The 14,480-nt window shown below is 41.6% G+C and carries 13 protein-coding genes; 5 read left to right on the forward strand and 8 right to left on the reverse strand.

Going from position 1 to position 14,480, the window contains the following annotated elements; translation table 11 throughout:
- Window positions 1-70: 70 nt before the first annotated feature.
- From AC3IRX_RS10620 to AC3IRX_RS10635, 4 genes are all read left to right on the forward strand, one after another.
- The gene (locus tag AC3IRX_RS10620; protein WP_459084343.1) at window positions 71-652 is read left to right on the forward strand and encodes a hypothetical protein; all 582 of its coding nucleotides are present in this window, start codon (window positions 71-73) and stop codon (window positions 650-652) included.
- Window positions 653-752: 100 nt separating this feature from the next.
- Window positions 753-1,805: a glucokinase gene (locus AC3IRX_RS10625; RefSeq protein WP_489210292.1), complete on the forward strand. Its 1,053-nt coding sequence runs from the start codon at window positions 753-755 to the stop codon at window positions 1,803-1,805.
- Window positions 1,806-1,918: 113 nt separating this feature from the next.
- A complete protein-coding gene (locus tag AC3IRX_RS10630; protein ID WP_489210294.1) occupies window positions 1,919-2,581 on the forward strand; it encodes an alpha/beta hydrolase family protein in 663 nt (220 codons plus the stop codon).
- A gap of 36 nt (window positions 2,582-2,617) precedes the next feature.
- A complete protein-coding gene (locus AC3IRX_RS10635; RefSeq protein ID WP_489210296.1) occupies window positions 2,618-4,036 on the forward strand; it encodes an L-serine ammonia-lyase in 1,419 nt (472 codons plus the stop codon).
- Window positions 4,037-4,041: 5 nt separating this feature from the next.
- Here the strand turns inward: AC3IRX_RS10635 and AC3IRX_RS10640 are convergent, their stop codons facing one another.
- The 8 genes from AC3IRX_RS10640 to AC3IRX_RS10675 form a co-directional block, all read right to left on the reverse strand.
- Window positions 4,042-4,890: a prephenate dehydrogenase gene (locus tag AC3IRX_RS10640; RefSeq protein WP_489210298.1), complete on the reverse strand. Its 849-nt coding sequence runs from the start codon at window positions 4,888-4,890 to the stop codon at window positions 4,042-4,044.
- 3 nt (window positions 4,891-4,893) lie between these two features.
- Window positions 4,894-5,262, reverse strand: coding sequence for a hypothetical protein (locus AC3IRX_RS10645; protein ID WP_489210299.1), 369 nt, complete (start codon window positions 5,260-5,262; stop codon window positions 4,894-4,896).
- A gap of 54 nt (window positions 5,263-5,316) precedes the next feature.
- Window positions 5,317-6,507: an alanine dehydrogenase gene (locus AC3IRX_RS10650; RefSeq protein WP_489210301.1), complete on the reverse strand. Its 1,191-nt coding sequence runs from the start codon at window positions 6,505-6,507 to the stop codon at window positions 5,317-5,319.
- Window positions 6,508-6,575: 68 nt separating this feature from the next.
- Window positions 6,576-6,989 (reverse strand): tRNA (adenosine(37)-N6)-threonylcarbamoyltransferase complex ATPase subunit type 1 TsaE, encoded by a 414-nt coding sequence (gene tsaE / locus AC3IRX_RS10655; protein ID WP_459084407.1) that lies wholly within the window; start codon window positions 6,987-6,989, stop codon window positions 6,576-6,578.
- 20 nt (window positions 6,990-7,009) lie between these two features.
- Window positions 7,010-8,008: an isoaspartyl peptidase/L-asparaginase family protein gene (locus AC3IRX_RS10660; RefSeq protein ID WP_489210303.1), complete on the reverse strand. Its 999-nt coding sequence runs from the start codon at window positions 8,006-8,008 to the stop codon at window positions 7,010-7,012.
- A gap of 131 nt (window positions 8,009-8,139) precedes the next feature.
- Entirely contained in the window at window positions 8,140-8,811 is a 672-nt protein-coding gene (locus tag AC3IRX_RS10665) for a DedA family protein (RefSeq protein WP_459084334.1), read from the reverse strand.
- A gap of 137 nt (window positions 8,812-8,948) precedes the next feature.
- Entirely contained in the window at window positions 8,949-10,064 is a 1,116-nt protein-coding gene (prfB, locus tag AC3IRX_RS10670) for a peptide chain release factor 2 (RefSeq protein WP_459084333.1), read from the reverse strand.
- A gap of 170 nt (window positions 10,065-10,234) precedes the next feature.
- Complete coding sequence (locus tag AC3IRX_RS10675) at window positions 10,235-11,608, reverse strand: AAA family ATPase (protein WP_489210306.1); 1,374 nt, start codon at window positions 11,606-11,608, stop codon at window positions 10,235-10,237.
- 187 nt (window positions 11,609-11,795) lie between these two features.
- Between AC3IRX_RS10675 and alaS the strand changes: the two genes are divergently transcribed.
- Complete coding sequence (gene alaS / locus AC3IRX_RS10680; RefSeq protein WP_489210308.1) at window positions 11,796-14,453, forward strand: alanine--tRNA ligase; 2,658 nt, start codon at window positions 11,796-11,798, stop codon at window positions 14,451-14,453.
- Window positions 14,454-14,480: the final 27 nt, after the last annotated feature.

Genomic DNA, 14,480 nt, shown 5'->3' on the forward strand with positions numbered 1-14,480 from the left:
TTGGCATAAAATTTTCAATAGTTGCTACCATTAAAAGTAAAATTTAAAAGTAACTGTAAAATTTAATAGTATGAATACTTTAAAAAAATCAATCCTAGCCGCTGGATTATTAACGGCAGGTATCGTAAGTGCACAGTCAGCTGATATGCGTAATATTTTGAAAGTGGGTGTAAATGCAGGAGCTGCAGTACCTGCAGAAAATGCATCGGCTGCGGTCGGAGTTGAAGTGGCATATCAAAATCTAATCACTCCTGGATTTGGATTGGGGGTTGCCACAGGGTACTCTCATTATTTTGGACGTGAAAATGATGTAAATGGTGTAACCGTAAATAACAACGATTTCGGTGTTGTGCCCGTTGCAGCCTTAATCCGTGTATATCCAAGACAAACTGGATTCTATTTAGGTACGGATGTCGGATACGGATTTATTACAGGTGACGATAAGGTAGCTTCTAATACAGGATTAATGGTCGATCGTCCAGACGGAGGATTCTACATTAAACCAGAGATTGGATACCATAACCAAGATTGGAATTTCTCTGTACAATACCAAAAGGTATTTACAGGTGACAAAGGAGAGATTGGAGACCAAAAATACAATGCAGGAGCATTGGGCGTAGGGGTTTCTTATAATATTCCTTTAGGCCGATAGGTCCAAGAAAGTGTAAATTAGGACCTCCTCATTGATTGGGGAGGTTTTTTTTTCGTGGTTTTAAGAAAGTTTTTTTATCTTTGAGAGTAAACGTACACCTATGAGTCCTAAAACGAAATTTCCCCTCTATTCGCCTGGAAGTGAGTGCGAAATTAATAAAAATAACAACCTGCTAGTTGCTGACCTTCGAAAGGATCAGAGTGTATTAGGGGTCTATGATTGCAAAAATGGGGAAATTACCCTACGAATCGAGAAGACGTATGCCACGTCCGATTTTGAATCCTTTACGCAGATGGCCAAAGGCTTTATTTCTGAATTGCAATTAGAATCTATCAAAAAGTTTTCAATTGCCGTGCCTGGACCTGTGATTAACGGGAAATGCGAAACGCCCAATTTACCTTGGGGGTTAGAGGCGGAAAGCATTCAGAAAGATCTGAATCTGGAAAAAGTATATTTGGTTAATGATTTAGAAGCCACTGCCTATTCCTTGTCGGATGTTTATGATAGCAATTTTGAGATTATTCACTCTTCCAAAGACCGTCGCCGAGGAAATGTGGCACTACTTGCTCCTGGAAATGGGCTTGGAGAAGCTGGACTTTTCTATGACGGTACCTTTTTACGGCCGTTCGCCACAGAGGGAGGCCATACTGAGTTTTCACCTAGAAATGACTTTGAAGTTCAATTTTATCAATTCCTAACCAAGATTTATGGAATTGTCACTTGGGAAACCGTTCTTTCTAAAGACGGACTTTACAACATCTATCGTTTCCTGAGAGATATAGGCCGACACGAAGAAGAGCCTTGGTTAACCGAAAGACTTAAAAATGAAGAGTTTCTAACGGTCTTCGCAGAGGTTGCAAGAGAAAAAAAATCGAGGTTAGTTAAGCTGACGCTAAACATGTTTTTGGAGTTTTTAGCGAGAGAATCAAACAGTCTTGTGTTAAAATTAAAAGCGACCGGCGGTTTAATCATTACGGGGGATATTACCCAGGAACTTAATGATCTAATCGACCACCAGAAGTTTTATAAGAACTTTAAGATTTCTGACCGGATGGAGCATCTACTTAAAGATATTCCAATTTATATTCTAAAAAATAAGAAAGGTATTTTAGAAGGGGCTGCTTATTATGGCGCCTTTAGAGAAATGAACTAAAATTAACCCATGTAACGCTCGGGAATGTTTTTCTGAGGGTTTGGATAGGAGAGCAGGAAAGATACTTTCCTGCTCTTTTTAAGTAGGAGAATCTTTCAAGAAAAAGAATCAAGATGCAAGAAAAAACGAACATTTTTGTGATAAGCGGTCTTGGGGCAGATTTTTCCGTACTACAGAGACTGGAATTTCCCCCAGAGCTCAATGTGGTTTTTTTGGATTGGCTTATGCCAGAGAAAAAGGAAAGTTTTAGCCATTATGTACTTAGAATGGCAGAGAGAGTGGACGATTCCCAGCCTTTTTATTTGTTAGGATATTCGTTTGGTGGACTTGTCGTTCAGGAGATTTCAAGAATTAAACCGGCCCAAAAGACCATTATTTTAGGAAGTATTCGGAGTGGAAAAGAAAAGTCCTCTCTTCTAAGGGCGGGTGAGATGACAAGGCTTTTTAGATATGTTCCTGCCGGACTTTTAGACCCCAATTTGAAAGTGATGAAATATGCTCTGCATTATTTGTTTGGTGCCACGAGTTCAAATGTTTTGAATTATTTCACAGTTCGGGATAACCGTTATCTAAAATGGAGTCTAAATCAAATTGCTCATTGGCGTGCAGAGCCACTAGAGGGGGTGATTCAAATATTAGGCGATAAGGACCATATTTTCCCGATTAAAAATTCTCAACCCGACTATGTGATTTCTGGCGGGACCCATCTTTTTCCGGTCACAAAAAGTAGGGAAGTATCCTCCATCATTAAGGAGGTTCTCAACTTGAAAGATTAAGAGATTAATAGTATCTTTGTTTTGTTATCATAAGTTATGCAATCAATAAGTGTTTTTGAAATTATTAAGGTCGGCATAGGGCCGTCAAGCTCCCATACCATGGGGCCTTGGAATGCAGCCGAACTTTTTATTAATTTAATCGAGAGAAGTAGACCGATTTCTGAGGTGAGCGAAGTGTTTGTAGAATTCTTCGGTTCGCTTGCGAAAACAGGGATTGGGCATGGAACCGACATTGCCGGAATGCTTGGTTTGTCGGGAGAGAACTTCCAAACCATAGATACCAATCTAATCGATCAAAAGGTTGAGGAGATAAAGAGCTCGCAAAAACTTTGTTTAGCGGGGAAATCATGGGTTCCTTTTGTCTACGGACATCATTTGATTCTAAACAAAACCAAAAGTCTAGATTTCCATCCGAACGGCATGATCTTTAAGGCTGTCTTTAAGGACGGTGAAGAGATTTCTCAAGATTATTATTCTGTGGGCGGTGGCTTTGTGGCGACTAAAGAGGACAATTCGATTGAAGAGTATAGTGTCCGCACCCTTTATCCTTGTCACAGTGGAGAAGATATCCTTCGCAATGTAGAAAAGCACAATTTGCCTCGCATCTCTGATCTTGTGTACTTAAATGAAGAGAGCTGGCGAACCAAAAAGCAAATTGATGAGCACGCACTTTATATTTGGGATCAAATTCAAACTTGCGTTTACAAAGGTGTAAACAAAGAGGGAACGCTTCCTGGCGGTCTAAATGTAAGTAGACGTGCTGCAGGATTAAACCGAAAATTATTAGGTGAAAAGACCTATCAAAATCAAAAGCAGTGGTTTCAAATGCTTGTGGAAGCAGACCAATCTTTTAATTCCATAAACAAATGGGTTACTTGCTACGCACTAGCTGTGAACGAAGAAAATGCAAGTTTTGGGCGCATTATTACCGCACCGACCAATGGAGCGAGTGGAGTGATTCCAGCAGTTCTTATGTATTCCCAAACCTTTACCCCTCACCAGGGAAAAGATCAGATTATTCGATTTTTGCTCGTCGCTGGCGAAATTGGCACTTTGTTCAAAAAGAATGCGACAATTTCTGCAGCCATGGGAGGATGCCAAGCAGAAATTGGAGTTTCTTCCGCCATGGCCGCGGCTGGTCTTACTGAAATCATGGGAGGAACGCCGGGACAGGTCCTTATGGCAGCAGAAATAGCCATGGAACATCATTTAGGTCTTACTTGTGATCCTATTCGGGGACTGGTGCAAATTCCATGTATTGAACGAAATTCCATGGGAGCGATGAAAGCGATCACAGCTGCGAACATTGCAATTGAGAGCGACCCTTCGAAAGCTCGCGTTACTTTAGACGAGGTGACAAGATCTATGTGGGATACCGCTCAAAGTATGAGTGATCGATTTAAAGAAACTTCTGAAGGAGGACTCGCTATTGCGGTCAATGTACCGGAATGCTAGGAGAGTTACTTTTCTTCTAGAATCGGTCGAATACGATTTGCGTTCAAAATGAGTTCCTCTAAAAGTTCGTAGTTTTCTTTTTCAAGTGCACTTTTAAATTTTCGAAGTTGCGAGATATGCTCATTCAATACATCGAGTACGTTTTCCTTATTTTGTTTGAAGATAGGAACCCACATATCTGGGTGTGATTTTGCGAGTCGAACGGTGGAGGAAAATCCAGAACTGGCCAATTGAAAAATGGTGTCCTCTTCTCTTTCTTTTTCCAAGACGGTATTCGCAAGTGCGTAAGATGTAATATGGGATATGTGTGAGATGTAAGCTGTGTGCAAATCATGGTCCCTTGCACTCATATGCAAAATATTCATTCCTAGACTGCGAACTAGGGATTCTACTGTATCTAGCGCATCTTTATCGGATTTTTCGGGATCACAAATAACACCGGCTTTTGACTCAAAGCTGTCCAATTGTGCCGATTCCGGTCCGCTGTTTTCTGTTCCCCACATAGGGTGAAAAGCAACAAAGCGACCTCGCATCTGATGGGCTTCCACAGCCTCAGCAATGCCTTGTTTGGTAGAACCCACATCCATCACGACGCTCGAGCGAGAGATTCGATCGAGGATACTTGGGAGTATTTTTTGAGTGACATCCACAGGGACAGCCAGTACGACCAGATCGGTGTTCTGGGGCAAAGTATCTAGCGAGGAGATCTCATCAATAATTCCAAGCTTTAAAGCGGTTTGCAAGTGCGTGGAATCCAAATCAATTCCATAGACTTTTTGCGCCAGGCCTTGTTCTTTTAACCGGAGCATTAAGGAGCCTCCTATGAGTCCCGTTCCAAATAAAGCAATAGTCATGAGTTATAGCCCACTAAGGGATTTAAAATTGGCTTTTTCATCGCATTTTTCAAAGGCGATTTCATAGCGTGGATTCTTTTTTGGGTACTGAATAACGTACTGAGGACAAGGCTTTTTTTGCGCATCACTACGCGTGAAATCGACTTCCCCTTTCGTGATTATACTGTCTTTAAGGAATTCAGGTGTGACGCCTTGATCCTTCATCTGCTGAGTAAATGTAGGGTCGTAAAAAAAATCTTTACTTAAGGTTTCTGCAACCACCCGACTGTTGGGTAGATACCCCGTACACGTGGCTCCTTTTTTATTAAGTATGAAAAATACCAGGATAATTCCGGGAATTAGACCGATCAGATAAAATTTTAGTTTTCGCATGAGTTTATGTGGCATGTGGACGCAAAAGAAGTCCTGCTTGCTCTTGTTTTCTTATTAAAAAATGAGGAGATTAATGTCGTGGTAGGTAAGATCAAATCGATCGCATACCGATTTGTTTGTGTGTCGTCCTTTGTACATGTAGAGGGACTCTTTCATCTGGGCCTGATGCATTAGCATATTGTCAAATCCTCCTTCTTGGTCGTAATTTAAAATATAGGACAAAAAGAAATTAGAAATTGCCTTTGTGGTTGTTCTAGGAATACGGGAAGTTAGGTTAGGAAGTCCACAGTGAATAACATCGTGGCGGATAAAAAAAGGATCCTCCATGGTGGTGAGTTCGGAGGTTTCCGAGACCTTCCCATGATCGATCGTTATGTCGATTAGGACACTTCCTTTTTTCATTTTCAGTACCATTTCCTCAGTGATCACAGGGGTTTCATTTAAAGACGGCAATGCTCCAATCACCACGTCGGCACGTCGCAGGCTTTTAGAAAGCTCTTTTGGATCAATAATGGAAGTAGGAACTCGACCGTCGACAAGCGTATGGAGTCGGCGCAATTTGGATAAGGAGTTGTCAAATACCTTTACGCTTGCCCCTAGTCCTATGGCGGCTTTCGTAGCAAACTCGCCTACAATTCCAGCGCCAATTACGAGGACTTCCGTAGGACGAACTCCCGTGATTCCCCCAAGCATAAGACCGTTGGAAAGTGCCAAAAGTTCGGATGCGTAGAGAATTGAAGTGGTTCCTGCAATTTCTCCGATGAGCCTTACGAGTGCAAGTTGATGGTAATCGTCTGTGATGAATTCAAAACCAATAGCGTTGATTTTTTGTTCGGCTAGTTTTAGAAAGTATTCTTTGTCCCGTAGATTGATTTGCAAAGCCGAAATAAGGTGAGTCCCTGTTTTTAAGTAATCAATCTCTTCAAGGGTAGGAGGATTGATTTTCATAATGAGCTCTTGACCAAATGCTTCCTTGGGATCGGTCGTGATTCTAGCCCCTGCCTCTGCATATTGAATGTCTGAAAAGAACGAACCGTTCCCGGCCCCTTGTTCCACAATGATTTGATGACCGTGGTCGGTTAAGACTTGAACAGCGTCCGGCGTAAGGCAAGTCCTTCGCTCATTTAAACAAGTTTCTTTGGGAAGTCCAATTGTGAATTTTTTTCCTTTTTTAAACACTTCAAGTTTTTCCTCTTTGGGTAAGAGGTCCTTTTCCGTGAATGGAGTAAAAATCGTACCGCTCATAGGTGGTTTTGTATTAATAGTAATTCAGTCGCAAAGATACAAATATCCTAAACTTATAGAGGTAAGGACTACTGAAAGTAAACCTTTCGTTTCTCAAGAGAATTTTCAATGCGGAGTTCGTGGTAACCCTCACTTTTCAGTTCCTCTTCAAATACCTCCGGCCATTCCACGATACAAAGGGTATTGGGCTGCTCAAGATAGTCTTCAATTCCAATGTCATACACTTCTTCTTTCGATTGAAGGCGGTACAAATCAAAATGATATATTTTTAGTTTTGAACCTTGGTAGGTGTTTACCAGAGCGTAGGTAGGGGAGCTAACCGAATCGGGGCTGCCGAGCTGGCGAACAAGTTCCTTCGTAAAGGTTGTTTTTCCGGCTCCCAGATTGCCTTTTAAAAGCAAAACGGGCTGCTTCTCGATTTGAGGAAGGAGTTCTTTTACGACTTCAGGCCACTGCTCTAGAGAGGTAAGTTCAAATTGCAAAGGAGTCATGGAATTCAGGTTTAACGGTAAATTTGAACTTCGATTTTCCCTTCGCTCGTGACTGTACCTCGGTACATTCCCGCTGTATTGAACGGCATAGCGACATTTCCATTTTTGTCGAGGACGATGAGTCCTCCGTCACCCCCTAAAGCCTCAATTTCTGCAATGACTTCAGAGCCTGCGGTTTGGATGTCTTTGTTTTGGTATTGCATTTTTGCAGCAAGGGTTCTTGCGGCTGTGGTGCGAATGAAGTATTCTCCCCATCCGGTACCTGAGATTCCGACCCACTCGTTTGCATAGGTGCCTGCACCAATCAAAGGAGAGTCTCCGACACGGTTCCATTTTTTACCGGTCATTCCTCCTGTAGAGGTTCCAGCGGCAAGGTTTCCTTCTTTGTCTAATGCGACCGCGCCAACCGTTCCGAATTTATAATCCACATCTAAAAAGCTAGGTTGGGTTCGAGAAGTAGTCGATTTTTCATTTTCGGTTTTTTTAAGAAACTTTTGCAAAGATTGGAAGCGGTCTTCCGTATAAAAATAGTCAGGGGAGACGATTTCTAATTTTTGTTCGTGTGCAAATACTTCTGCACCTTTTCCCACTAACAAAACATGGGGTGAATTGCGCATAACGGCAATGGCCGCTTTGATAGGGTTCTTAATTGTGGTTACGCCCGCAACGGCTCCGGCGTCTAGGTTTTTGCTGTACATGATTGCTGCATCCATTTCATTCTTCCCTTCCGCGGTGAAGACGGCCCCTTTTCCGGCATTAAAAAGGGGTGAATTTTCAAGGATTTCAATGGTGGCCTCTACGGCCTGCACGGCGCTTTCGCCTTTTTCAATTTGAAGATATCCGGCCTTTAGAGCCTCAGAGAGTTTGTCTTTGTAAGCCACTTCCTTTTCGGGCGTCATGTTTTGTTTGGTGATGGTTCCTGCGCCCCCGTGTAGAACGAGAACATATTTCTCTTGAGAGAACAGAAGGGAAAAGAGACATAGAAAGGGTAAAAGGAAATAATTCTTCATTGAAAGTAGTTTTAATCAATCAAAGATAGAAATTAATCATTCAAGAAAGGGAGGTGTGACTAGGAAATTTCGAAGCAGACACCTATTTCAAGCTTTGCAACGAAAGAAACCAGGGTGTGATAGATTATTCCCTAGGAGCGGTCGCTGGCTTTTCCGAAAAGAATTTTTAAAATGACTGGGATCGTAGTGAACACGACAAGAAGAAGAACGATGAGTCCCAAGTGTTCTTTTAAGTCAATTCCAAATTCATGTATAAATAACTGGTCAAGGTAATGACCTGCAAAAACGAGGATAAACGACCAAAGGACTCCTCCAATAATATTGTCAAGAAGAAATCTTTTTTTGTCCATTTTTACGATACCGGCTACGATGGGAACGAAAGTCCGTACGATAGGAAGGAATCGAGCGAGAATAATCGCGACGCTTCCGTGCTTTTCGAAAAAATCGTGCGCTTGAAATAGGTATTTCTTTTTGAAAAAGAAGCTATCTTCTCTTTTGTAGAGTGCAGGGCCGGTTTTACGACCAAACCAATATCCAACCTCGTTTCCAACGATGGCAGAGAGGGCAATGCAAAAAGCTAGGATGGTCGTGTCCAGAAATCCACTTTGGGTACTTCCAAACGTGGTTTGTATGATTTCGACCGAGTAAATTCCAGAAATGAAAAGTAGACTATCACCTGGAAGGAAAAAGCCTACAAAAAGGCCTGTTTCCGCAAAGATTATAAATATGATAAGCCAAAATCCTCCAATCTTAATGTAAAACTCTGGATTCAGTAAATCCTTCCAACTTTCGAAATGCTCCATTCATATTATCTCTAGCTACAAAAATAATTGAAAAAAAACCGAATGAGAAATTATTATGATTATTTAACAGAGTCCAATGTGAAATTTTTTCTGGCTCTACTTTTTTTGCGGGAGGGACTGGGTTTTCGCCTTACGGTTTAAAGTCCTAACTCGTTGTCGTCCTGATGGCCGCTTCCATCGGCCATTAAGAAGGCTTTTAAGAAGGGCGTTAAATCTCCATTCATCACGCCGTCGACATCAGAGGTTTCGTGACTACTTCGTACGTCCTTAACGAGTTTGTAAGGATGCATGACATAATTCCGAATTTGACTTCCCCATTCTATTTTCATCTTTCCGGCTTCAATTTCATTTCTGGCCCGCATTCGTTCTTCGAGTTCCATTTCGTAGAGTCTCGATTTTAGAAGTTGCATGGCTTTCTCCTTGTTTTGAAGTTGAGAGCGGCTTTCTGAATTTTCAATAATGATTCCGGTAGGTGCGTGACGAAGTCTCACAGCCGTTTCCACTTTGTTTACGTTTTGTCCCCCAGCACCTGAGGAGCGCATGGTTTCGAAAGAAATATCAGCAGGATTGATTTGGATGTCAATGGTGTCATCTACCAGAGGATAGACATAGACCGAGACAAAACTTGTATGGCGCTTTGCATTCGAATCAAAGGGTGAGATACGAACCAGCCTGTGTACTCCGTTCTCGCCTTTTAAGTATCCAAAGGCGTAATCCCCCTCGATTTCTAAGGTCACGGTCTTCACTCCTGCCACATCGCCTTCTTGAAAGTTGAGTTCTCGAACTTTGTAACCCTGGTTCTGTGCCCACATTAGATACATCCGCATAAGCATAGAGGCCCAATCGCAACTTTCGGTTCCGCCGGCTCCAGCCGTGATTTGAAGTACGCACGAGAGTTCATCCCCTTCTTGCGAAAGCATATTTTTAAATTCAAGATCTTCTACCTTCTCCACTAGCAAAGGGAATTGCAATTGCAATTCGGCTTCGCTTTCGGGGTCTTCTTTTGCAAATTCAACGAGTACTTGTAAATCTTCAAACGTGCTTTGGATTTCATTATAGGCCTCAACCCATTTTTTCTTCGTTCGAAGTTGCTTTAGAAAAAGTTCAGCTTCTTTTGGTTCGTTCCAAAAATCAGGAGCCGTCGTTTTTTCTTCTTCGTTTTGAATTTCAATTGATTTTTTCTCAATATGAAGAAATTGGTACAGAGACTCGATTCGGGATTGTATATCTTTTAATTGATCAGAACTTATCACACATTTGATTTTTGCAAAGATAGGATTTTGACTTTTTAGAAAAGAGAAATATTATTTTACTCTAATGGGGCCCGCAAAAGGATTGGAACTTTGCAATAGGCACCTAAAAAAACCTCCTCAAACCTTACAAGCAGGATTGGGGCAGAGTCTGACTATTTTTGAAAGCGGTCTTATTCCCCAAGGTTCATATCCTCGGTAGGATCGAGGGATTCGTTGTGAGCAAATCCAATCTGACGACGAGGGAGTTCTTGTACTTTATAAGAGTTTAATTCTATTTTAAGGGCTTCGATTCGACGCGAAAAGACATCGTAATCACTTGCGCTCACTTCGTAGATGAAATCCTGTACAGAGTTTAAGTATTCCTCGGTGAGTTTGCCTGTCGCTTCTGCTAGACTATGTTGCAGCAATTTCGCATCGATTTTGAAATGAGGAGTTTTGAGCTTTAAATACTGGGTACGCAGACGTTTTTTAAAACTTTGTGTAAAATCAATCACCATCGTATTGCTGAAAAGTTTCATTTTTTCTGCCACTGGAGTCCAGAAGGGTTTCTGATCGGCTTTGTTGAACTTAAGGATTTGAAGAAGTAGAGCATCTTTCTCTAGGTTCATGGTGAGGTATCGCATAATCATTTGAGCGCGTTCGTCTTGGTTGGGCGGGAACACAGGGATCCGTACATCAAATCGTCCCGGTGCAAAGACCTCACTATCCATCCCAGAGAGTGTATCTGCTGCGACGACCATGAGTAGCTTTTCATTTACAAACTGATGAATCGAATGCAAAATGATATCTTTTACTTCCTCAGTACTGGAATGTTGGTCGTGCTCGCTAGAGCGTTCCCTTGCGATGGAGTCAAAGTTTTCCATGAAAAGAAGTACCTTCGATTCCTTCATCATAGTGGTCAAAAAATCGGTGAAATCCGTCTTCTCGCCATTGATGAAAGAGGTTCCTAAATAGGCGTTTTTCACGGCTTTAAACTCATAGTCGATGATTTCTGCCATTTTTCGTGCCCAGAAAATCTTTCCACTCCCCTTAGGACCGTAGAGAATGATGCCGGCCGGTTTGTAAATTCCCCAATCTTTCGTTTGTTGGGGGTCAATGAAGGGGTGGAGCATTTCCGTAATGTGAAAATACAAATCGCGGTATCCTATGAAATCACGTTGAGCGAGGGGAGTTTTCTTTCCGAAGTAATCGTAAACAAACTTATAGTTTCCGCCTAATGCATGGTCAATGCCGTAGCTAGAGACTGAGGATTTATAAACGCCGTTTTCAAATAAATTGGGCTTTTGTTTTTTGATAATAGTTTCTACCTCCTCTAAGGGTTGGTTAATCTGCTTTGCAATTTGTTTAGAGGTTTTTTCTTCCACTAAGTCTTTTTCATATCGAATCAAAAAGGCCTTGTTTTCCCTAGCAAATTTTAAAAAATCATCTTTCACTTCTAAATTGGGATAAAGGCATTCTTGCAAATCCAAATCGAAATCGTCAATAAATTGTTTGATGCTATAGGTAGAGACGCCAAGTTCAAGCGCTAAATCGGTAATTTTCATAGGCTAAATATAATTAATTTTTAAGACTAAAGCTTAAGGAAGGGGTCGTTTTTCGACCCTGCAAAAGAAAGCTCAAAAAATGTGCCCCCGAAACCTGCGCCTTAGCAGAACATTTGTACAAATTCCTTAAATTTGCCAACTTGCAAGAATCATGTAGCGATTTTGCATACAAATAAATCAATTCGATATGACCTCACAAAAGATACGTGCACAATTTTTAGAGTTTTTTAAAAGCAAAGAACACCTAATTGTACCTTCGGCTCCTATTGTCTTAAAAGACGATCCTACACTTATGTTTTCCAATTCAGGAATGACTCAGTTTAAAGATTATTTTCTTGGGTATAAATCCCCGAAAGCGCCGCGAATTGCAGATACGCAAAAGTGTTTGAGAGTTTCTGGGAAACACAATGATTTGGACGATGTCGGCCGCGATACGTACCACCACACGATGTTTGAGATGCTAGGAAATTGGTCTTTTGGCGATTATTTCAAAAAGCAGGCAATAGACTGGGCATGGGAACTACTAACGGAGGTTTATAAAATCCCGAAAGAGGATTTGTATGTAAGTGTGTTTCAAGGAGATTTAAAAGAAAATTTGGAGCGTGATCAAGAGGCATACGATTTGTGGTTAAATCACGTCTCAGCAGATCGAATCGTGGAAGGAAATAAAAAAGATAATTTCTGGGAAATGGGAGAGAGCGGCCCTTGCGGTCCTTGCTCCGAAATTCACGTGGATTTGCGAAGTGAGGAAGAAAAAGAACTTGTAAAAGGCTCAGAACTTGTAAACCAAGATCATCCACAAGTGGTTGAGATTTGGAATTTAGTCTTCATGGAATTCAACCGCAAAGCGGACGGGAGCCTAGAGAAGCTACCGAATCGACATGTAGATACGGGAATGGGATTTGAAAGGCTTTGTATGGCTCTTCAAAAGAAATCCTCCAATTACGATACCGATGTTTTTACTCCCCTAATTGAGAAAGTAGAATCTTTATCAGGAGAAACCTATACAGGGATTTTAGAGAACTCCAAAGACATTGCCATTCGCGTGGTGGTGGATCACATTCGTGCGGTTGCCTTTGCGATTGCAGATGGGCAGCTGCCTTCCAATACAGGAGCAGGGTATGTGATTCGACGCATTTTGCGACGCGCAATCTCTTATTCTTACCGATTCCTAGGGATGAACAGAGCCTTTTTGTATGAACTTGTTGAAGTATTAGATGGCCAAATGGGCGATTATTTCAAAGAGCTTCGCAAAGAGAAAAAACTAATCACAGAAGTAATCAAAGAAGAAGAGATTTCCTTTTTGAAAACCATTGAAACAGGGCTACTTCGTCTTGATCATACCATAAAAGAAACCATCGCCAACGGGGATACCACGCTTCCTGGAGACCGAGTGTTTGAACTTTACGATACCTATGGATTCCCTGTGGATCTCTCTCGAATCATTGCACAAGAACGTCATTTGTCAGTGGATGAAGAGGGGTTTGACGCGGAGATGCAAAAACAAAAGCAAAGAAGCAAAAAGGACTCTGCAGGTAAAGTCTATGACTGGGTCGTTTTAGAGGAAAAGAGTGAGAAATTTGTAGGATACGACGTGCTTGAGACCAAGTGTTCCATTACACGTTACCGCAAGGTTGAAAACAAAGACGGAGAGTTTTTCCAAATTGTTTTGGATCAATCGCCATTCTATCCCGAAGGAGGAGGGCAAGTAGGGGACCATGGAATTTTAATTCCAAGTTATGCACCGCACTTCGACCTTTCTGCACCCGAATTATACAACGTGGAGAACAACCCTGAGGTGCTTGAAGTATTAGATACCAAAAAAGAAAACAATTTAATTGTCTCTTTAATAAGCGAACTTCCAAAGGATGTCGGCGCAGTTTTCTATGCGCGAGTCGAGGGAGCAAGAAGAAAAAGTACCGAAGCAAATCACTCGGCAACGCATTTATTGCATGAAGCGCTTCGTGAAGTACTGGGTACGCACGTGGAACAAAAAGGTTCGTTCGTGGGTCCTGAGTATTTGCGATTTGATTTTTCGCATTTCTCGAAACTCACTGCAGAAGAATTGCAAGAAGTGGAAGAGAAAGTAAAGCGCAAAATTCAGAAAAACATTTCCCTAAAAGAATACCGAGAAATCCCTATGGCAGAAGCCGTGGAGAAAGGAGCTATGGCTCTGTTCGGGGAAAAATATGGCGATCAAGTTCGTATGATTCAGTTTGACAGTTCAAAAGAACTGTGTGGAGGAACCCATGTACGTTCCACCGGTGAAATTGGTCTTTTTAAAATTGTATCGGAAAGCTCAACCGCGGCTGGAATCAGAAGGATCGAGGCCATTTCTGGCCAGGCAGCCATGAACTATTATAAAGATTTAGAATCGACCCTTACTTCTTTAGGAGGTCTTTTAAAATCAAAAGATCTTCGCAAATCCATTGAAAAATTGCTGGAAGAAAACCAACAGCTAAAAGCGGAGTTAGAAATTAGTAAGAAAAGCCAAGCGGTCGCACAGACAGAAGAATGGAAGAATCAGTATGAAGCAAAAGAGGGAAGAAATACACTCGTGAAAAAAACCTCACTTGATGCCTCTAGCATAAAAGATTTAGTTTTTGAATTAAAGAAACAAGTGCCTCAGTCCTTGACGGTCATTATTTCTGATCATGGAAATAAACCCCTAATTACGGTCGGTGTTTCTTCTGATCTTGAGGATAAATTCAATGCAGGACAAATTGTGAAGGATCTCGCCAAAGAAATTCAAGGCGGCGGCGGTGGAAATGTAGGTTTTGCCACGGCAGGAGGTAAAAACCTTGAGGGCATTGAAAATGCATATCAAAAAGCCTTAAGCCTTTAACAAAAGACGAAATAGAAACCACATAAG

The sequence above is a fragment of the Epilithonimonas sp. KH_059 genome (assembly GCF_057838485.1).